This window comes from Crystallibacter permensis, from assembly GCF_025960875.1.
GTDB lineage: Bacteria > Actinomycetota > Actinomycetes > Actinomycetales > Micrococcaceae > Crystallibacter > Crystallibacter permensis.
Genome location: NZ_JAODLR010000001.1, coordinates 370,609 through 389,579, shown reverse-complemented (window position 1 = coordinate 389,579; position 18,971 = coordinate 370,609). Strand labels below are relative to the sequence as shown.

19 protein-coding genes are annotated in these 18,971 nt (G+C 62.0%); 13 read left to right on the top strand and 6 right to left on the bottom strand.

What is annotated here, in order from left to right:
• Positions 1–138 precede the first annotated feature (138 nt).
• The 4 genes from B0G38_RS01875 to mmsB all read right to left on the bottom strand — a co-directional run bounded on the left by B0G38_RS01875 (position 139) and on the right by mmsB (position 4,954).
• Complete coding sequence (locus B0G38_RS01875) at positions 139–1,335, bottom strand: CaiB/BaiF CoA transferase family protein (RefSeq protein WP_264667855.1); 1,197 nt, start codon at positions 1,333–1,335, stop codon at positions 139–141.
• A 1-nt stretch (position 1,336) separates the two neighbouring features.
• Positions 1,337–2,218: an enoyl-CoA hydratase/isomerase family protein gene (locus B0G38_RS01870; protein ID WP_264667854.1), complete on the bottom strand. Its 882-nt coding sequence runs from the start codon at positions 2,216–2,218 to the stop codon at positions 1,337–1,339.
• A gap of 279 nt (positions 2,219–2,497) precedes the next feature.
• Positions 2,498–3,973: an aldehyde dehydrogenase family protein gene (locus B0G38_RS01865; RefSeq protein WP_264667853.1), complete on the bottom strand. Its 1,476-nt coding sequence runs from the start codon at positions 3,971–3,973 to the stop codon at positions 2,498–2,500.
• A 69-nt stretch (positions 3,974–4,042) separates the two neighbouring features.
• Positions 4,043–4,954 carry a 3-hydroxyisobutyrate dehydrogenase gene (mmsB, locus tag B0G38_RS01860; protein WP_264667852.1) on the bottom strand — a complete coding sequence of 304 codons (912 nt, stop codon included), beginning with the start codon at positions 4,952–4,954 and terminating at the stop codon, positions 4,043–4,045.
• A 97-nt stretch (positions 4,955–5,051) separates the two neighbouring features.
• On the opposite strand from mmsB, the gene B0G38_RS01855 reads away from it, so the two are divergent.
• Positions 5,052–5,963, top strand: a complete 912-nt coding sequence (locus B0G38_RS01855; RefSeq protein ID WP_264667851.1) for a LysR family transcriptional regulator — start codon at positions 5,052–5,054, stop codon at positions 5,961–5,963.
• Positions 5,964–6,010: 47 nt separating this feature from the next.
• Here B0G38_RS01855 and ilvC read toward each other — a convergent pair whose 3' ends face one another.
• Together ilvC and B0G38_RS01845 are read right to left on the bottom strand one after the other, a co-directional pair.
• Positions 6,011–7,024 (bottom strand): ketol-acid reductoisomerase, encoded by a 1,014-nt coding sequence (gene ilvC / locus B0G38_RS01850; RefSeq protein ID WP_264667850.1) that lies wholly within the window; start codon positions 7,022–7,024, stop codon positions 6,011–6,013.
• Positions 7,025–7,672: 648 nt separating this feature from the next.
• On the bottom strand, positions 7,673–8,077 hold the full coding sequence (locus B0G38_RS01845; RefSeq protein WP_264667849.1) for a hypothetical protein: 405 nt from the start codon (positions 8,075–8,077) through the stop codon (positions 7,673–7,675).
• A 192-nt stretch (positions 8,078–8,269) separates the two neighbouring features.
• On the opposite strand from B0G38_RS01845, the gene B0G38_RS01840 reads away from it, so the two are divergent.
• From B0G38_RS01840 to B0G38_RS01785, 12 genes are all read left to right on the top strand, one after another.
• Positions 8,270–8,443 (top strand): hypothetical protein, encoded by a 174-nt coding sequence (locus B0G38_RS01840; RefSeq protein ID WP_264667848.1) that lies wholly within the window; start codon positions 8,270–8,272, stop codon positions 8,441–8,443.
• A gap of 130 nt (positions 8,444–8,573) precedes the next feature.
• Entirely contained in the window at positions 8,574–8,744 is a 171-nt protein-coding gene (locus B0G38_RS01835) for a hypothetical protein (protein WP_264667847.1), read from the top strand.
• A 635-nt stretch (positions 8,745–9,379) separates the two neighbouring features.
• On the top strand, positions 9,380–10,474 hold the full coding sequence (locus tag B0G38_RS01830; RefSeq protein WP_264667846.1) for an amidohydrolase family protein: 1,095 nt from the start codon (positions 9,380–9,382) through the stop codon (positions 10,472–10,474).
• A gap of 2 nt (positions 10,475–10,476) precedes the next feature.
• Positions 10,477–11,613, top strand: a complete 1,137-nt coding sequence (locus B0G38_RS01825; RefSeq protein WP_264667845.1) for an amidohydrolase family protein — start codon at positions 10,477–10,479, stop codon at positions 11,611–11,613.
• Positions 11,610–12,131: a Rieske (2Fe-2S) protein gene (locus B0G38_RS01820; RefSeq protein ID WP_264667844.1), complete on the top strand. Its 522-nt coding sequence runs from the start codon at positions 11,610–11,612 to the stop codon at positions 12,129–12,131. The genes B0G38_RS01825 and B0G38_RS01820 overlap by 4 nt, the downstream gene beginning before the upstream one ends.
• 172 nt (positions 12,132–12,303) lie before the next feature.
• Positions 12,304–13,290, top strand: a complete 987-nt coding sequence (locus B0G38_RS01815; protein ID WP_264667843.1) for a PDR/VanB family oxidoreductase — start codon at positions 12,304–12,306, stop codon at positions 13,288–13,290.
• Positions 13,291–13,433: 143 nt separating this feature from the next.
• Positions 13,434–13,856 carry an LbetaH domain-containing protein gene (locus B0G38_RS01810; protein WP_264667842.1) on the top strand — a complete coding sequence of 141 codons (423 nt, stop codon included), beginning with the start codon at positions 13,434–13,436 and terminating at the stop codon, positions 13,854–13,856.
• Between the two features lie 15 nt (positions 13,857–13,871).
• Positions 13,872–14,675: a (Fe-S)-binding protein gene (locus B0G38_RS01805; protein ID WP_264667841.1), complete on the top strand. Its 804-nt coding sequence runs from the start codon at positions 13,872–13,874 to the stop codon at positions 14,673–14,675.
• Entirely contained in the window at positions 14,672–16,198 is a 1,527-nt protein-coding gene (locus B0G38_RS01800; protein WP_264667840.1) for a LutB/LldF family L-lactate oxidation iron-sulfur protein, read from the top strand. Before B0G38_RS01805 ends, B0G38_RS01800 begins: the two co-directional genes overlap by 4 nt.
• On the top strand, positions 16,195–16,830 hold the full coding sequence (locus B0G38_RS01795; RefSeq protein WP_264667839.1) for a LutC/YkgG family protein: 636 nt from the start codon (positions 16,195–16,197) through the stop codon (positions 16,828–16,830). Before B0G38_RS01800 ends, B0G38_RS01795 begins: the two co-directional genes overlap by 4 nt.
• A gap of 239 nt (positions 16,831–17,069) precedes the next feature.
• The gene (locus B0G38_RS01790) at positions 17,070–17,921 is read left to right on the top strand and encodes an ABC transporter ATP-binding protein (RefSeq protein WP_264667837.1); all 852 of its coding nucleotides are present in this window, start codon (positions 17,070–17,072) and stop codon (positions 17,919–17,921) included.
• 251 nt (positions 17,922–18,172) lie between these two features.
• Complete coding sequence (locus B0G38_RS01785) at positions 18,173–18,922, top strand: GntR family transcriptional regulator (RefSeq protein ID WP_264667836.1); 750 nt, start codon at positions 18,173–18,175, stop codon at positions 18,920–18,922.
• Positions 18,923–18,971 lie beyond the last annotated feature (49 nt).

Here is an 18,971-nt window from a genome sequence, read left to right as displayed (position 1 = left end):
GGGCTTATGCTGAACATGACTACCCGATACTGGGCTAAAGCCGTTCGACTCCATCATCTATGGGATTACGTCCCTAATTTGGAAATGCTTTTTTGTGTAGTCTGGTCCCCGGACCGTGCTGAGCGGCCGTCATTGTGCCTAATTCCACTGCAGAGCTTGCCTTTCGGCGATCATCTCATCGATGCGCTGGTCGTTGAAACCGGCCTCGGAGAGGACCTCGCGGGTGTGTTCGCCCAGGAGCGGCGGTGGGCGGCGTAACCAGTTCTTATCGCTCCCGATGATGTTAACCGCCTGCCCGAGGACCTTCATCGTGCCGAGGGTCGTATGTTCGATCTCCTGAACCATGTCCAGGCCTGCGGTGACCGGGTGGTCGAGGGCCTGATCGACGGTCAAGACGGGCCCGCACGGTACGCCAGAAGCCGCCAGGACATCGAGCCATTCATCGGTCGTTTTCGCCGCCAGGACATCCTCGATGATCCGGCGCAACTGGGCACGGTTCTTCATCCTGGCGGCGTTGTTGGCGTATCGCTGGTCGCTCTCGTAGGACTGAAGGTCGAGCCCCTCGCATAGCCGGTGCCACATCTTCTCATTGCCACAGGCCAAGGTCATCGCGCCGTCGGCGGTAGCGAAGGTGCCTTGCGGGAACATGATGGGATGGTCGTTGCCGTCCTGACCGGGCACGACTCCGAGACTGAGGTACTTTTGCGCCTGATACGAGAGCATCGTGAGCATTGACTGCATTAATGAGCCCTCGACGACGGACCCGACACCGGTGCGTTCGCGCTCGTAGAGTGCGGCTAGCACACCGACCGCCCCGAATACTCCGGTGACCGAGTCAGCGACCGCGATACCCGCACGCAGGGGGCCGGTCTCGGTGGTGCCGGTGATGCTCATCAGCCCGGACATCGCCTGGGCCGTCTGGTCGAATCCGGGCAGTTCCGAGCCCGGGGCGCGTTGTCCGAATCCGCTGAGCGAGACGTAGACGAGCCGGTGGTTGAGTTCGTGGAGTTCTTCGACACTCAGTCCCATGCTGTCGGTGGTGCCCGGTTTGAAGTTCTGGACGAACACGTCGGCGGTCCGGATCAGTTCTTTGCACGCCTCCATGCCCTCCGGGGTGCGCAGGTCAAGGGCAATCGACCGCTTGTTCCGGTTGGAGGCCATGTAATAGACGCTCTCATCATCCTGGAACGGGCCGGACTGGCGCGAGGGGTCACCGACGGGCAGGGTTTCGATCTTGATGACGTCGGCTCCGAGGTCAGCGAGTTGCATGGTCAGCGTGGGCCCGGACAAATAGCGGGTGAGGTCAATAACGCGGATTCCGTCGAGTGCAGCCATGTTAATTCTCTTCCTGCTGGTTGAATACGGGGCGGCGGCCCTCTGAGAAGGCAGCCACTCCTTCCTTGAGGTCCTCGCCTTCGTAGGCTTCGACACTGAGGCGCGACAGCAGTTCGGTGTCCGCCGCGGTGAGGGCGCGTCCGTGCATGTCTGCGACAAGTTTCGACGCGCGCATGGTGACGGCTGACTGGCTGCAGATCTGTGCAACGAGGTTCGCAGTGACAGTGGCGAGTTCACGGGGTGGGACGATTTTCTGCACTAGTCCCAGCCGTTGGGCATCCTCGGCATTGATCAGCTCACCACTGAAGAGGAGGTACTTCAGGCCTGCCGGGCCGATCAGCCGGGCGGCGGCGTCGGCCTCGGTGTAGCCGAGGATGACACCGAGTTTGCCGATCGGGATACCGAATCGGGCCTCCGCGGTGGCAATGCGTACATCGCATGCGGTAGACAACTCGCAGCCGCCTCCCACAACCAAACCATGCACTGCGGCAATGACGGGCACGGGGACAGCGGCCACGGCGCGGAGGGTCTGGGCGACAAATTCGTTATAGCGGGTGGCGTCAGCGGCCGTCATCCGGGTCCGGGGGAACTCCTTGATATCGGCGCCGGCGGCGAATGCTTTGGAACCGGCGCCGCGGATCACGACGGCACGCAGTGTCGGATCGTGTGCCAGGCCGTCGAATACCGACTTGAGCTGTTGCCAGCTCGCCATGGCCAGCGCGTTGTGGGCCTGCGGATGGCTCAAGGTGACCACTGCGACACTCCCTTGCCGTTGAAGGGCCACGCGGTCGGTTACGGCATCTGCTGGCGGATCGCTCTCGAGCAACTGCCGCAGGGTGAGTTTCGGATCGGTCGCCCTGGTCGGCTCCTGGGTAATGGTCATGTTCCTGTTCTTCCTTGCGGTTGCAGTGATCCACCCCGTTCGTTGATCTCAAACGGGCGGGGCGAGAAGGGTTCGCCCGTGTGCCTCGGCCTATGCGGTCAGCGGTACGGGCCGGGAGTCTGTGACGGTCAAGCGGTGAGGGGACAGACGGAGGCAGGGAGGTTAAGCCCGCACGCCCATCGGCAGCCGGGCGTGCGGGCTTGGTGGGCTAAGTCGGTTCAGTGCTGCCGCAGACTCCAAATCGTCGCTGCGGCAGCACCCACCCATCGCCGGTGCGGGTCAGCGGGTGGTCTCGATGGAGACGTGCTTACGCTGAGTGAAGCCTTCGATCATGCCCTCGAGGGAGAATTCCCGCCCGATGCCGCTACGTTTGTATCCACCGTAGGACTGGCCGAGTACCTGCCCGCCACCCTGGTTGACCTGGACCCAGCCGGCCTCGATCGAATGGGCGGCACGCAGAGCACGTCCGATGTCGTGGGTCCAGATGAACGCGGACAGGCCGTAATGTGTGTCGTTGGCCATGCGGATGACGTCGTCCTCGTCCTCCCAGGGAATCACGCACATCACCGGGCCGAAGATCTCTTCCTGCGCGATACGCCACTCGTTTTCCACCCCGACGATGACGGTGGGCTCCACATAGTAGCCCTCCGAGAGCGATCCGGCGGTCGGCGGTAGCCCGCCGATCGCGGCGGTAGTGGTGGTGCGGTTCAGGCCGTCTTCGATGTAACCGCACACCTGGTCGAACTGCTTCTTATTGACGATCGCGCCGATATCGGAGTCCTCGTCGAGCGGGTCGCCGACCTTCAGCTGTGCCAGATTCGTCGTGACCTTCCCGACGAAGGAGTCGAGGATGCTCTTGTGCACGAACAGGCGTGACCCGGCGGTGCAGGACTGGCCCTGGCGGGCGAAGCGCATGCCGGTGATGGTGCCCTGTGCTACCCACTCCTCGTTGGCGTCCGGGTATACGATCTGCGGGTTCTTCCCGCCTAATTCGAGGGAGACCGGTATAATCCTGTCGGATGCGGCGGTCATCACCCGGGAACCGACTGCAGTGGATCCAGTGAACGACAGCTTCCGTACGTCCGGGTGCGAGATCAGGGCCTCGCCCGCTTCGGTTCCGTATCCGACGATCACGTTCAACACGCCCCGCGGCAGGAATTCGTCGGCGATCTTGGCTATCTCGAGGACGGCGAGCGGTGCGTCTTGGGCGGCCTTGAGCACCAACGTGTTTCCAGCGGCAAGCGCAGAAGCGATCTTCATTACAGCCAGCTGCACCGGTGCGTTCCACGGAGTGATCGCGCCGACTACACCGAGCGGCTCCCGTCGTGAGTAGTCGAGCACCGAGGGGTTGAGCGGGATCGTCTCGCCCTTGATCTCGCCGGCGACCGATCCGAAGTAACGGAAGACGTCGATGGCAAAGTTCACTTCCCCACGCGACTGGGTGCGCAGCGCGTTGCCGTTCTCCAGCGAGATGATCCGCGCGATCCGTTCGGCATGCGGCTCGAGGGCGTCAGCGATCTGCTGCAGCAGGCGTCCTCGAGCGCGTGGCGCGGTGTCCCGCCAGCCCGGGAAAGCGCGACTGGCGGCGTTGACCGCGTCGGCGATGTCTTTCTCCCCGCCGCGGGGCACGCGGGCGATCGTCTGCCGGTCTCGGGGACTTTCGACAGGGATCCATTCGTCGTTACGGGCGCCGACCCACTGGCCATCGACCAGGTTCAGATACTCGTCAGCGAGCTGGGCAGTTACTGTAGCCATTCTTGATCTCTTCCGTTTGTACTGGATAAGTCGTGTGAGGGCCCGTTAGGCGCCTGGTGCGACAAGCCCTCAGATAGGGCCGCTTGCGGCGGCCGCCAACTTGAGGCCAACCTTCGTGATTACCGCGGACGCGTCCAGGTGACCGTCGTTGATGGACAATTCGTCGAGTTTGTCCTTCGCGCCGCGTCCGACGACCAGCTCGACGCCGGCGCTGTCGGCCGCAGTGGCGGCGAGGCCAAGGTCCTTTGATAGCAGGGCTGCGGCGAACTTCGGGGCGTAATTGTTGTCGGCGGCCGAGCCCTCGACCAGTCCCGGCAGCGGGCAGAAGTTGTGCAGCGCCCAGCAATCTCCAGAGGAGGTGCTCAGGACGTCGAACAGGTTCTGCGGGGACACCCCGAGCCGTTCGGCGATGACGAATGCTTCGGAGAGAGCGACGAGGCTGCTGCCGAACACCATCTGGTTCACTGCCTTTGCGACCTGTCCGGAGCCGGGTCCGCCGGTGAGGACAGTGCGCGATCCCATGGCTTGGAACAACGGTCGGACCTTTTCCACGATCTCGGACGCACCTCCAATCATGAAGGTCAATGTTCCGGCCTGGGCGCCGGCGAGGCCACCGGAGACCGGGGCATCGAGGACGTCGATCCCCAGTTCCACGCCGCGCTCGTGCAGATCACGTGAAGTCGGCACGTCTATCGATGACGAGTCAATAACTACCGCCCCCGGAGCCAGAACCGAGAGTGGGCCGTTATCGACCAATAGGGCCTGACGGACGTGGTCGCCCTTGGGTAGCATCGTGATCAGGACATCGACGCCGTCTGCGGCCTCGACCGCTGATGAGGTGACTTTGATCCCGTCCTCAACTGCGCGGTAACAGGCGGCCGGGACGAGGTCGAATCCCTTCACTTCGTATCCTGCCTTGACGAGGTTTGCGGCCATGGGCCCGCCCATCGTGCCTAGTCCGATGAATCCGATTACGGTCATCTCATCCTGCTTTCGTTTGTAGTGATGTGTCTCAATTCACTATCAAGGAGGCATGCGTGCACGGCAAGAGGGACCTGTGCATGTCAAGTGTGCAAAAATGAACAGCATGGACCTTGAAGATCTGCGGTACTTCCTCGCTCTGATGCGCTATGGGAAGCTCGCCGTCGCTGCCCAACGGCTCGGCGTAGAGCACACAACAATCCGGCGGCGGGTCAGTGCTCTTGAAAAGGATCTTGGCGTCCGGCTGTTCGACAAGACGCCGGGGGGCTGGATCCTCACCAGCGCCGGGCAGCGTCTGCTGCCCTACGCCCAGCGAATCGAATCAGAGTCCGATTCCGCTCGCGCAGCCATCAGTGACCGCAAACATAGCCCTCAGGGCACGGTGCGTATCGTCGCCACTGATGGCTTCGGCGGCACGGTAATCGCACCGGGGCTGGCCCGGCTCCGAACCGAACATCCGGCGATCGAGATCGAACTGGTCACTACCAGTGACCTCCTCAGCTACGGAGTCGGGGAGTTCGACATCGCGGTCACCCTTCATCGGCCGGAGAGACCGGGATTCAAGATGATGCATCTGTGCGACTATGACTTGCGGCTCTACGCAAGCCCGCGCTATCTCGCCGACCATCCCCCGATCACCGAACCAGAGGATCTGGCCTCGCATGACATCGTATGGTTCGTCGAATCGCTGCTTGAGCTACCTGAACTGCAGAGCGCCCAAGACATCGCGACCAAGGCGAACATCGTCTTTCGAACCACAAACCTCTTCGCTCAACTCGAAGCGGCGGCCAGCGGTGTCGGGATGGCTCTTATTCCCTGCTTCCTCGCTCACAACGACCCGCGATTGCGCCCGGTCTTACACGCCCATGTCCGCGCCCAACGCAGCTTCTGGATGATCGTTCCGACCCGCCTGCTGAATACCGAGCGCGTGACGACGGTATGCGATCACCTTGTCGAGACCGCGCGCGGAGAAGTCGCCCGCTTGGTCCCGAACATCCCGCCCGGCTGATGAGCAGGATACGAACGCGCGAGAGCGGATCCGTATCCCGCTTGACCTCAAACGGTCTCGGTGATTGGACGGTCAACCCACGACATCAGACCACGCAACTTGTGGCCGACCTCCTCGATGCCGTGCGCCTTCCCGTCGGCCCGCAGGCGCAGGAAGTTGGGGCGCCCGTTGTCGTCTTCGGCGATCCAATCCGTCGCAAAGGTGCCGTCCTGAATCTCGGCAAGAATTTTCTTCATCTCCGCCCGCGTGGCGTCGTTGACGATGCGGGGACCGCGAGTCAGGTCTCCGTACTCACAGGTATCGCTGCAGGAATAACGCTGCCGCGCGATACCCCCCTCGTACATCAAGTCCACGATTAGCTTGAGCTCGTGCAGCACCTCGAAATAGGCGATCTCCGGCTGGTATCCGGCATCGACCAGCGTGTCGTAGCCGGCTTGGATCAGGGCTGAGGCGCCGCCGCACAGCACGGCCTGCTCACCGAACAGGTCGGTCTCGGTTTCCTCCGCGAAGGTCGTCTCGATCACCCCGGCCCGGGTCCCGCCGATTGCTTTGGCGTAGGACAGGCCTAGTTCGAGGGCCTTGCCCGAGGCATTACTTTCGACCGCCACCAGACACGGCACGCCGTGGCCGTCCGCGAACTGGCGGCGGACCAAGTGGCCGGGCCCCTTCGGAGCGACCAGTGCCACGTCGATTCCCTCCAACGGGGTAATGTAACCGAATCGCACGTTGAAACCGTGACTAAAGAGCAGCGCGTCACCGGGCTGGAGATTAGGGGCGATATCCTGCGTATACAGCGACCGCTGGACTGTGTCAGGTGCCTGGATCGAGATGACATTCGCCTCGGCAGCCGCTGCAGCTGGGGTGAGCACCCGCAACCCTTCTTTCTCCGCCTTGGCCCGGGACTCCGACCCTTCCAGGAGACCGACACGTACGTCGACGCCCGAATCGCGGAGGCTCAACGCGTGCGCATGCCCCTGACTGCCATATCCGATGACGGCAACTTTCCGTCCCTGGATAACGCCCAGATCGGCGTCATCGTCGTAAAAGATCTTCGCTGCCAAAGTACTTCCTTCTTCCTGATAAATGCGGCGCGAACGGAGCCCCGCAATCGGCTTGCCGCCGCCTCTGCCACCAGCGCTGATCGCGCCATAATCTCTTCACACCGGGCGTGTCCGGGAGCGTTCTGAGCAGGACTTGTGGTCCGCCGCGGGCGTTCTAAGAGGTTCGTGGTCCGCCGAGCAGCGCCTAAACGTGGATCCAGGATACATTACGCGGTGAACGGTGCCAATGGCGCGACGAGACTCTCTAAAGTGCTCGCGAAATGGGGTGTGTGCCTCATTTGGGAAATGCTCGCGTAAATCCATGGCGCAGTGTCGGGCTGCGGGGACCATGGCGGATGGGTCAACGATTGTCGATGGAGACGAAAAAAGAGATCACGAAGAAGGACGCGCGTGAGTACCGGCGCGCGTCCAAGACAGACAAAGGCCGGATCCTGGACGAGCTGACGATCAGCGCAAGGGCCGGGCCGGCGCAACCAAACGCGCTCCACGGCCGCGTACGTACGGCTATGACACGCTCAAGGTGCTGCAGCTGATCTGGACGAAGATGGGAGAGCCCTGCGGTACGTAGCTGGCGCCGATTAAGTCCGATTCGCTGGCCAGCCTGGAACGCTTCGGAGAGCTGGAACCGGTCGCATCCCGGCTCACCGATCACGTGCGCGGACAGCTGGTGGCGATGAGCCCGGCGACCATCGACCGGCGGCTCAAACCCGCCAAGGACGCCCGGTATCCGCAGGCCGTGTCCGCAACCGCACCCGGATCGACGCTGCGCTCGTCGCTGCAGGTACGCCAGGCCATGGATGAGATGGAGCAGGAGTCCAGCTTCTTCGAGATCGATCTGGTCGCCCATTGCGGCCACAGGCTCAAAGGAGAGCACGCCTGGACACTGACGGCCACTGACATTTTCACCGGCTGGACAGAGAACATCGCCATCAGGAACCGTGCGCATAAATGGGTCGTCGCAGCGCTGAGCACAACTGCTCCAAGGCCAAACGCGGCCGACAGCCTCCCGTCACCGATCAGGTCCTGGAGATCCTGGCTGCTAACGATCAACACTGGAACGAGCCTTGGGCGACAAACGCACCACGTTCTTCGCCTCCCCGCGGGGAACCCGGTAACGGCATCCATAGTTGGGATCATGTTCAGTAGGATTTGGGCCCAGGTCGGGCTTCCCCGGCCCTTGAAGGCAAGCAACCGACGCCCTATGCATTTCGCCATCACTTCGCCTATGCGAACATCGAACGGTGGATGGCCGAAGGCACTGACGTCAACGCCATGCTGCCCTACCTGACCCGTTACATGGGCCACGCATCGCTGAACAGCACCTACTACTACATCCATACGTCTCCGGATTTCATGGACGGCTACGCCGAGCTGACCCGTGAAGGCCAGGGAATACTGCCCAAGGTCGGATTCGAATGAAACACGACGCCCGCAGCGATACCCCGAATTTCTTGGGATACGCGCGCAACTACCTACACGAATACATGCCCAAGGTCAGAGCGTTGTCCCCAAGAACGATCGAAAGTTACCGCATCTCCTTGGATGCTTCGTGGACTACCCTGTCGGCGAGCAGCACATCGAACGCAGGGACATCTACTTCGATCACTTCGAACGACGGTTCATCAAGGAATGGCGGGTCTGGATGCAGAACTACCAGCCAAAGACCGTGATCCTGCGCCTGACCGCGGTCAAAGCCTTCCTGCAATACGCGTCCAGCTAAGACCTCCGACTGGTGGCGCTGCACGAGACGGCCAAGGCGCTCAAGGCCCCCGCCCTGTCGAGAAAACGCATCGAATACCTGCAAGAGCACGAAACCACCGGTACTAACGCGCGTCCTTCTTCGTGATCTTCGTCGCCACAATCGTTGACCCATCCGCCATGGTCCCAGCAGCCAGTGCACCACGGATTTAAACGAGCATTTCCCAAATGAGGTACACACCCCATTTCGCGAGCACTTTAGATGAATCTCGTCGCCCCCTTGGCGAAAGCTGACAATTTTTGTATCCTGGACTCTGGATCCACGTTGTGATGAGTCTAACAATTTTACGAGAACGTCAATGACGCTGAACCACCGGTGGGGAGGAACTGAAGGTTGGAGAGGAACCATAGTCGCTCGATTGAACCTGAAGAATTTCCCCGTATCCGAAAGCGCCGAACGCAATTAACGCTTTCGAAGCCGACCCAACCCGGTCGTGGATGGAATTTCGCTTCCACGGCCTATGCTCTGCAGCTCCCGGCACAAAGTCAGCCTTGTAGCCGGCCATGTTCAACCTCGCGTGCTTTCGCGAGCCATCGGAAAGGTTAGGTGCGTTAAAAACCATGGCTACAAACGTTTTAGCCGAGAATGCCCCCGCCGTGACACAGTCCGTTCGCCCAGCAGTAGTGGACTGCGACGTGCACCCCATTCTTGCCTCGTCGACTGCGCTCCTCCCGTACTTGGATGAGTACTGGGCCGACCAGCTCACCGCGGCACTGTCGCCGACATACGAACCGAACTATCATCCACGTGGTTCGGCCATTGCGCAGCGCCTCGACGCTACCCTGGACGAGGAAGGTCGGGCTGCTACAACCGTCGAGGCCCTGGTCAAAGATGTATTCGCCGATGGGTTCACGGACTTCGCGATCCTGAATTGCCTGTATGCCGTCCAGCAGATCCATCAGCCACGCCGCGAAGCGGCCCATGCGCGGGCATTGAACACCTGGATAGCGAGGGAATGGCTCGACCACGATCCTCGTTTGCGGGCCTCGATCGTCGTTCCGATGGGCACGCCCCGAGCCGCCGCTGAGGAGATCGCGTACTGGGCGGCCCAGGACGACCGGTTCGTCCAAGTCCTGGTCCTCGGGCAGTCGGAGCTCCTTCTCGGCCGCGAGATCAACTGGCCGATCTGGGAAGCCGCCGAGAAGGCCGGCCTGCCCGTCGCTATCCATATCGGTGGGGTCTTCCGCCAAGCGCCGACGTCAGTCGGTTGGCCGACGACGTACCTCGAGTGGTACGTGGGCCAGCAGGCGAACCTCGAAGCCCAGCTTTGCTCGATCGTCTCCGAGGGCATCCTGCAGAAATTCCCGGCCACCAAGATCGTCGTGACCGAGGTGGGCTTCAACTGGCTCCCGCCGTTCCTGTGGAAATTCGACAAGTTGTGGAAAAGCTACCGTCCCGACCTGCCTTGGGTTGACCGTCTGCCGTCGGAGTTGATCCGTGAGCACGTTCGCTTCACCACCGCCCCCTCAGATGGCGCCGAGGAGCCCGGCCGGCTCGACAACATCGTCAGTCGGATGGGCTCGGACCAGATGCTCGTGTACTCGAGCGACTATCCGCACAACCATCACTCCGGGTCGCGTGACATCGAGGCCGGAACAACCGACGTTGGACTGCTAGACCGCATCTACCGGCACAACGCCTCAGATCTCTACAACCTCGTAGTCCCCACCTCCTCAGGAAAGGCAGAATAGGCATGACCATCATCGAAAGCGTCTCTGCTCCTGGCACTTTGGGTGCTCCCATCGTCGACACCGGAGTGATCGATGTCGACATCCACCCGACACCGAAGGAAGGGCTGATCAACACCTACCTGCCCAAGAAGTGGCAGGATCATGTCCGCGAGTACGGTGTGCGCACCACCAACGGCTTGCAGTCCATCGGCGAGTACCCGCAGATGTACGGCGGCGCAATGCGTGCCGACGCATGGCCGGAGTCGGGCTATCCAGGATCGGACCTCGGACTCATCCAGGAGCAGTTACTGGATCTGCACAATGTCCAGCTCGGTGTCCTGCAGTGCCTGGCACCCGGCGGGCAGACCCTCAACCCGGCGTCCCAGGCGCTGAACCCGGAGCTCGGTGCGGCGCTGTGCACCGCGATCAACGACTGGCAGCTCGAGCACCTGGTGTACCCGGAACCGCGATTGCGCGCGGCCATCCCGGTGACCCTTGATTGCCCCGAGTTCGCGATCAAGGAGATCAAACGGGTCGGCTCCGACCCCGGTGTGGTCTCGATCCTGGGCCTGAGCAAAACCCTCGAACCGCTCGGTAGCCGCCGCTACTGGCCGCTGTACGAGGCAGCCATCGAGGCCGGACTGCCGTTCCAGTTCCACCTGTCCACCGGTGGCGGACACGCCAACACTGGTACCGGCTGGACGTCGTACCACACGGAGTATCACGTCGGGCACGTGCAGAGTTTCCAATCCCAGATCCTGAGTCTGATCCTGACGGGCACCTTCGACCGGTTCCCGGAACTGAAGATCATGTTCGTCGAGGGCAATGTGGTCCATTTCGCGTCGCTGCTCCAGCGGCTCGAGTACCACTGGAAGACACTGCGCAGCGAGGTCAACCTGCAGCGCAGGCCGCTCGAATATATCCAGGATCACATCTGGGCCTCGACCCAGCCGATCGACGAGCCGGACGATCCTGCGCACCTGGTCGAGATGATCGAAGAGTTCTGCGCGGACAATGTCCTCTACGCGTCCGACTACCCACACTTCGACTTCGACTCCCCGGAAACGGTCTTCCCCCCGAGCTTTCCGAAGGAGCTGCGGGACAAGATTCTTCGTAAGAACGGCCAGCAATTCTTCGGACTCGAGGTGACCGAATCATGACTAAATATGTAGTGGCCAGCGCAAACGAAATCGAGCCAGGCCAGCGAAAGATCATCGAACTGGAAGGCCGCTCGATCGGGGTGTTCAACCTCGACGGCGAGTACTTCGCGCTGCTGAACCAGTGCCCGCACGCTGGCGCCGAGCTCGCGGCCTACGGCACCATCTTCGGTGTATCGGCGTCCGAAGGCCCTGATCAGAGCATCGAATACGAGCGGGGACGGTCTCTGCGGTGCCCATGGCACCAATGGGAGTTCAACGTCCGCACGGGAGAGTCCTGGTACGATCCCCGCAACACCAAGGTGCGCAAATACGAGGTGGAGGTCATCCCCGGCTCGCCTGAAGAAGTGGTCGATCCCGATGGGGGGATGCAGAAGGGGCCGCACGTGATGGAGGGGTACGCCATCTCCGTCGAGGGTGACGTCGTTGTCGTCGACACCAGCCGACGACGCGCCGGCACCCAAGGCAAGAAGGTGCCGACAGCCCCGTGCGCCGTCACTCAGTCCGCTTCGACGGCATAGCCGCAAACATTCGCCCTGTCGCCGGGTCGGTGACACCGATTCCCAATCATCTCACCGACCCGGCACGGCGCCAAGGAGAAGTCGCCCCCGACTTCGCTGCGGTCGCCACAACGCCGATCGCCCACGCGGTCAGCCAGATCCCTAAGTCGATTCTCTTCTACGGATGGCATCAGTGAACACACATACCTCGGTAAAAACACATTCTCATGACAGTGACGTCACCGAATTCGAGACGATCATCGTCAACATCACCAACGAAGCCCATGGAGTCCGGTCTATCGATCTCGCGCCCGCCGATGGGGACAAAATGCCGCAGTGGGAACCCGGATCACACATCGACCTGCTCCTCTCCCCCGAGCTCGAACGCCAGTACTCACTGTGTGGTGACCCCGACGACAACAGCATCTGGCGCGTCGCAGTACTGCGCGAACCCGAGAGCCGGGGCGGCTCGGAATGGGTACACGAGCAGCTCGCGGTCGGAAACCGGCTCCGAGTCCGCGGGCCCCGGAACAACTTCCACTTGGTCGAGGAGAAGGAGTACCTCTTCATCGCTGGCGGTATCGGCATCACGCCGATCCTGCCGATGATCGCGCGATGCGAGGCGAACGCGGTACCTTGGCGGCTCGTGTACGGCGGACGGGCTGAGTCCTCCATGGCCTTCACCCGCGTACTCGCCGAACACGGGAACAAGGTGACTTTTTGGCCACAGGACAACTGCGGAATCATCGATCTCGAGGCGCTTCTCGGAACCCCTCGGGAAAATGTGGCGGTGTACTGCTGCGGTCCCGGTGTGCTCCTCGACGCAGTCGAGGAACGCTGCCAGAGCTGGCCTACAGGATCGCTGCATCTGGAGCGGTTCCGGCCGAAAGCCGGTGCCTTGAACGGGGAGAACACCGCGTTCGAGGTCGAGCTGGATGAGGCGGGCATCGTCGTTGCCGTCAATGCCAAGGAATCCATTGTCGATGCGCTCAAAGCGGCAGGGATCCACGTCCCCACCTCGTGCCGTGAGGGAATCTGCGGCACTTGTGAAACCGGGGTCCTCGACGGCACTCCCGACCACCGGGACTCCTACCTCACGGACCAGGAGAAACAGTCCAACGAGGTCATGATGCTGTGCTGCTCACGCTCGAAGAGCGGCAGGCTCGTCCTCGACCTGTGACGCCAGGCCAAATGGCATTTGCCGTCCCGTAAACTCCGGGATAGCGGTCAACCATTCGCAACCCCGGAGTTTACGGACCTGCTCCGCTCGCCCGATGGCGCAGATGCAAGGCGGAGACAACCACGCCGGAGAAGGCAGTGCAGTTGACCATCATCGGCGACGAACACGGCTCAACGAGCCTGACCGCTGCGTTCTCGGCGTTCAGATTACGCTCTGTGCTCTCTATCTCGATGGCATGGTCACCGGCGACCACAGCGTCGGCCCGGCTCAAGAAGCAGTGGCTTGCCTCCGAAATTGAACAGCACATCCGCGGTGGTGATCGGTGCGGTCATCCCGGATCCGAGGTCAGCATCTGGTACAAATTCGTGATCCACGCTGACACCACGTCGATCACTATTGGTGACCGCACCAGCATCCAGGACGGGTACGTGGTGCGCGCCGATCCTGGCAGCCCTGCCGCAGGCGACGATCATGAACAACGCCGAGGTCGGCCGCGACAGTCTGGTCGCATCTGTGGTGCATTGATTTACCGAGAAGATGGTATATGGTCAGGCCACAAACCCTAAGTCCGAAAGGTTCCCATGCGAATCGCTTTGTTCGCTACGTGCATCGTGGATGCGATGTACCCCGCCACAGCGCGGGCTACCGTGAAGATCCTGGAACGGCTGGGGCACGAAGTTGTGTTCCCGTCAGGCCAGGCCTGCTGCGGGCAGATGCATGTCAACAGCGGCTACCTTAAGGAGGCAGTCCCTGTCATCGCAAACCACGTCGCTGCATTCGACGCCGAGGATTACGATGTCGCCGTCGCCCCGTCAGGTTCATGCGTTGCCTCAGTGAAGCACCAGCACCCCATGGTCGCCCGATCGTGCGGAGACACCGCCTTGGAAGAACGCGCCACCGCAGTCGGTGCGAAGGTCTATGAACTCTCCGAACTACTCGTGGACGTTCTCGGTATCACCGACGCCGGCGGCCAGCTCGGCTCCTACTTCCCGCACCGCGTTACGTACCACCCCAGCTGCCACGGTATGCGCCTGCTCCGGCTCGGGGACCGTCAGGCTCAGCTGCTGGGCAGCGTCGTGGGGATCGAATTAGCGGAACTGCCGGAAGCTGACCAGTGCTGCGGCTTCGGTGGGACGTTCTCGATGAAGAACGCCGATGTCTCCTCCGCCATGCTAAAGGACAAAACAGCCAAAATCATCGCCACTGGCGCCACTCTATGCGCCGGCGGCGACGCCTCCTGCCTGATGCACATCGGCGGCGGCCTCTCCCGCCAAGGCAGTGATGTCACCACCCTGCATCTTGCAGAAATCCTTGCCAGCACTGTGGAGGAACCGGCGTCCGTCACCGGCGATATACGTGTCTCAACCCGAAAGGCAACACGATGAGCACCTTCCTGGGCATGCCCTCCCTCCCGGTCTATGGCACCGGCAACCTGCACGCCTCCGAGTCCTTCCCGAAGGCCGCTCACCGCGAGCTCGGCAACGCCCAGCTCCGGGTCAACCTCGGCCACGCCACCCACACCATCCGCGACAAGCGGATACAGGTGATCTCCGAACTGCCCGACTGGGAGCACCTGCGCGACACCGGGTCCGCCATTAAGGAAGCTGTGATGGCACGACTGCCAGAACTCCTCGAACAGTTCGAGGAAAACTTCACGTCCCGAGGCGGCGTCATCCACTGGGCCCGAGATGCGGGCGAAGCAAACGCCATCGTGGCCGGACTGATCCGGGAGACCGGCGAAACCGAAGTGGTCAAGATCAAGTCCATGGCCACGCAGGAAATAGGCCTCAACGAGTACCTTGAGGGGCAGGGGATAAGTGCCTTCGAAACCGACCTGGCCGAGCTCATTGTCCAGCTTGACCACGACAAACCCAGCCACATCCTCGTCCCAGCGATCCACAAGAACCGCACCGAAATCCGCGATATCTTCCTGCGGGAAATGCCCAGCGTGGATCCGAAGCTTACCGACGACCCGGCCGTGCTGGCCGCGGCCGCTCGGGCACATCTCCGCCGCAAGTTCCTCACTGCCAGGGTGGCGGTGTCCGGCGCCAACTTTGCGCTTGCCGATTCCGGCACCCTCGCCGTCGTTGAGTCAGAGGGCAACGGCCGCATGTGCCTGACTTTGCCCGAGACGCTGATCACCGTCATGGGCGTGGAGAAGCTGCTGCCCACCTGGCAGGACCTTGAAGTCTTCATGCAGTTACTCCCGCCCTCCTCCACCGGGGAACGGATGAACCCGTACACGTCGCTCTGGACCGGCGTCACCGAAGGCGATGGGCCCCAGACCGTGCACCTGGTGCTCCTCGATAACGGCCGCAGCGCCGCCCTCGCCGATGAGATGGGACGCTCTGCCTTGCACTGCATCCGCTGCAGCGCCTGTATGAACGTCTGCCCTGTGTACGAGCGAACCGGCGGACACGCCTACGGCTCCACCTACCCCGGCCCCATCGGGGCGATCCTCTCACCGCTGATGACAGGCATCCAGGCCGAAGAGAACAATTCTCTGCCCTATGCTTCCTCACTATGTGGAGCCTGCTACGACGCCTGCCCGGTAAAAATCAACATCCCCGACATCCTCGTGCACTTGCGCAGCCTGGATGTGGACAGCAAGCGCGGGAAAAAGAAAATACCCACTCAGATGGACGCGGGGATGAAGGCCGCCTCCTGGGCACTGTCCTCGGGTAAGCGGCTGGGCCTGCTCGAAAAGGGCCTGCCTCTGGGGCGTCTGGCAACCGGCCCCGCTAAGAAAATCACCAAGCTGCCTGGCATCGCCGCCGGCTGGACTCAAAGCCGGGACATCCCGGCGCCCCCGCCGCAGTCTTTCCGCACCTGGTGGGCGAAGGAACACCGGAGACCAAAGATCGACGCCGCCCCCGCCCCCTCACCCGAAAAGGAGGACCAGCGATGAGCGCACGCGAAGAAATCCTAGGCCGAATCCGCGCCGCACTTAAAGACAACCCGGAGGCCCCCCAGATTCCACGCGGATACCGGAAAAGTTCCGGGCTGGACGAAGAGGCACTGATCGAGCTGTTGGTGGACCGCCTGATCGACTACAAGGCACAGGTCTGCGTGGTCGAGGCCGCCCAGGTGTCGGCACGGATTGCAGAACTCCTCGCCTCCGCGCACAGCTACGTTGTGCCCACCGGGCTCGACGGCGGCTGGCTCGCAAAACTTGACGACGTACGCGGCGCTGGCCGCGGCCGGTTCGATTCCGACTCCGCACCGTTGACCGTTGCGGAACTCGACGGCATTGACGCCGTCGTGACCGGCAGCGCTGTCGCCGTCGCCGTAACCGGGACCATTATCTTGGATGGCAGCCCGAACCAGGGCCGCCGCGCCATCAGCCTAGTCCCAGACCACCATATCTGCGTCGTGAAGGCCACCGACATTGTCGGCATCCTGCCAGAGGCGCTACGCCGGATCGACGGAACCCGGCCCCTCACGATGATCAGCGGACCGAGCGCTACGAGCGACATCGAACTCGAACGCGTCGAAGGCGTTCACGGCCCACGGAGGCTCGACGTTATCATCGCACGATAACGCCATTAAGCCGGCGAGGAGCTACCGTCACGGCCATGACTCGGGCCCAAGGTCGGGCCGGGTCAGTGGGTCGAAGAACGCACCGCCGGAACCTGGGCGCTAAAACCGCCCGGGTAAGCTGAGGACGCCAGAGCTGCTTCACCGCGGAGGGGGCGTTGACTATGTAATGCCCGATTTATCGGCACCGAGGTTGAGAGCACCAGACCGGGTGCCAGCGACAAAGCCTAGGAGGCGTACGTATGAACAATCAGCCGAACAGTGAACGTGTACTTGAGCTGGAGGATGTAACCTTCCGCCGTGAAAGTCAGGAAATCATCAGCGGGGTTTCATTGTCTGTCGGAGTGGGAGAGCACTGGGCATTGCTTGGTGCGAACGGGGCGGGAAAAAGCACCTTGATGGGACTCTGTGGAGCCGTGAACCACCCAAGTTCAGGAACAGTCCGGGTACTGGGTGAACGCCTGGGCAGGGTGGAACTGCAGGCCCTGCGCCGTTTCATCGGTCACGTTAACCCGCGACACAACATCCTTTCGCCTCTGACGATCCGACAGGTCGTCCTCACTGGCCTAACTGGTAGCAACCATTTGTCGGCACGATGGAAGCCCACCCCCGAAGAATCTAACAGCGCCGATGCCCTGCTCGACGAAATGGGCCTTATCCACAAGGCAGCAGCATGCTGGCCGACCCTGTCCCAAGGGGAGCGCGGACGGACCTTGATCGCCCGGGCTCTTATCACCGCTCCAAAGCTGCTACTGCTTGATGAACCCTGCACCGGACTGGACATCGCCGCCCGGGAACAACTGCTGGAAACCATCGACATCCTGACTCGAACCCACCCAAACATGGCATCCGTCCTGGTCACCCACCACCTGGAAGAACTGCCAGCAACTACCAGCCATGCCCTGGTAATCGCCGACGGTCAGACGGTTGCCGCAGGGCCGGCAGCGAAGACAATTAGCAGCGAGAACATCACGGCGGCTTTCAAGCATCCCATCGAAGTTGAATACCGTCATGGGCGGTGGGCCGCCCGCGTCGACCGCTCATTCCGGTCGGTTCTCTATAAGGATTCTGAAATGGTAGCGGTCCCTGCTTAATCCAAACAACGTAGTAAAGCTTCGTCTGAACAGGACCTCCTCGTAGTCCTTTGGTGCTCTGTTCCACAGCTCGTCCATCGGTAAATCCCGTTCCTGCAGTCTGATCCCCAAAAAACGCATGGATCTTGGATCCAGAATCACGCACTGGCAGTATACTGTTGTGTTAGGGTCGCCAGCGGCCTGCACGACCGTCGCTGTGTGGGATTATCCATCGCCGCCCAGCGTCCACTGACACAGCGGGAGGTTAACCAATGTCTGAGCAAATAGTCGAGGGCGCTGATCTGCTAGGCTTCGGCCCCGGAGATTCGGTACTCGGCGAGTTGCCCCCACGCGACACCACGGCTTTGGTCCGTGGTGTGCGCGACCGGCTTCGATTGGCGATCGCACTGGGCGAGATACCGTCAGGTTCCCGGCTCAATCAAGTGCAACTGGCCCGGCAGCTCGGTGTGAGCCGCATGCCGATCCGCACCGCGACCGCGGAACTGGTGGCCGAAGGGCTGCTTGAAGTAGTGCCGGGCGGCGGCGTCGCGGTGCGCCAGTTCACGGAACGCGATCTGCGCGACGTGTTCGAGGTGCGCGGAGCGCTCGAATCCCGCGCGGTCCGACACGTCGCCGAGCATCAGCCCGGCTGGGGACTGGCCAGGATCGACAAAGTGGTGGAGGCGCATAAGTCGCTGGTCCTGGCGTACGGGCCAGCGCAGCTTCTGGCCGCGGACCGCGATTTCCACATGTCGATTCTCGATGCCACGGGGAATTCGTTCTTCCGGCGTTCGATCATGCCGGTATGGTCGACCGTCGAGCGAGCCATGGTCCAGGTCCTCCATCTCAAAGAGGTCTCCACCAGAGCCTGGGACGAGCACGAGCAGATCGTACAGGCGATGCGCGCCGGCGACCCCGAATTGGCCGAGGCTAGATTACGCCAGCACCTCGAACACGCCGCCTCAGAATTAGTCAAGGTTATGCCCACCGAGGACACCGTCGCTTCTACTGTCGAGAGCTAATCGCGGTCCCAACTGAGCGGTCAGCACCTCCATAAGAGGGCGGTCGAGC

What these genes read in the sequence shown, in the direction of transcription:
- B0G38_RS01875 (WP_264667855.1), bottom strand. Translation starts at nt 1,335, where the DNA reads ATGGCTGCACTCGACGGAATCCGCGTTATTGACCTCACCCGCTATTTG.
- B0G38_RS01870 (WP_264667854.1), bottom strand. Translation starts at nt 2,218, where the DNA reads ATGACCATTACCCAGGAGCCGACCAGGGCGACCGATCCGAAACTCACC.
- B0G38_RS01865 (WP_264667853.1), bottom strand. Translation starts at nt 3,973, where the DNA reads ATGGCTACAGTAACTGCCCAGCTCGCTGACGAGTATCTGAACCTGGTC.
- mmsB (WP_264667852.1), bottom strand. Translation starts at nt 4,954, where the DNA reads ATGACCGTAATCGGATTCATCGGACTAGGCACGATGGGCGGGCCCATG.
- B0G38_RS01855 (WP_264667851.1), top strand. Translation starts at nt 5,052, where the DNA reads ATGAACAGCATGGACCTTGAAGATCTGCGGTACTTCCTCGCTCTGATG.
- B0G38_RS01840 (WP_264667848.1), top strand. Translation starts at nt 8,270, where the DNA reads ATGGCCGAAGGCACTGACGTCAACGCCATGCTGCCCTACCTGACCCGT.
- B0G38_RS01825 (WP_264667845.1), top strand. Translation starts at nt 10,477, where the DNA reads ATGACCATCATCGAAAGCGTCTCTGCTCCTGGCACTTTGGGTGCTCCC.
- B0G38_RS01820 (WP_264667844.1), top strand. Translation starts at nt 11,610, where the DNA reads ATGACTAAATATGTAGTGGCCAGCGCAAACGAAATCGAGCCAGGCCAG.
- B0G38_RS01805 (WP_264667841.1), top strand. Translation starts at nt 13,872, where the DNA reads ATGCGAATCGCTTTGTTCGCTACGTGCATCGTGGATGCGATGTACCCC.
- B0G38_RS01800 (WP_264667840.1), top strand. Translation starts at nt 14,672, where the DNA reads ATGAGCACCTTCCTGGGCATGCCCTCCCTCCCGGTCTATGGCACCGGC.
- B0G38_RS01795 (WP_264667839.1), top strand. Translation starts at nt 16,195, where the DNA reads ATGAGCGCACGCGAAGAAATCCTAGGCCGAATCCGCGCCGCACTTAAA.
- B0G38_RS01790 (WP_264667837.1), top strand. Translation starts at nt 17,070, where the DNA reads ATGAACAATCAGCCGAACAGTGAACGTGTACTTGAGCTGGAGGATGTA.
- B0G38_RS01785 (WP_264667836.1), top strand. Translation starts at nt 18,173, where the DNA reads ATGTCTGAGCAAATAGTCGAGGGCGCTGATCTGCTAGGCTTCGGCCCC.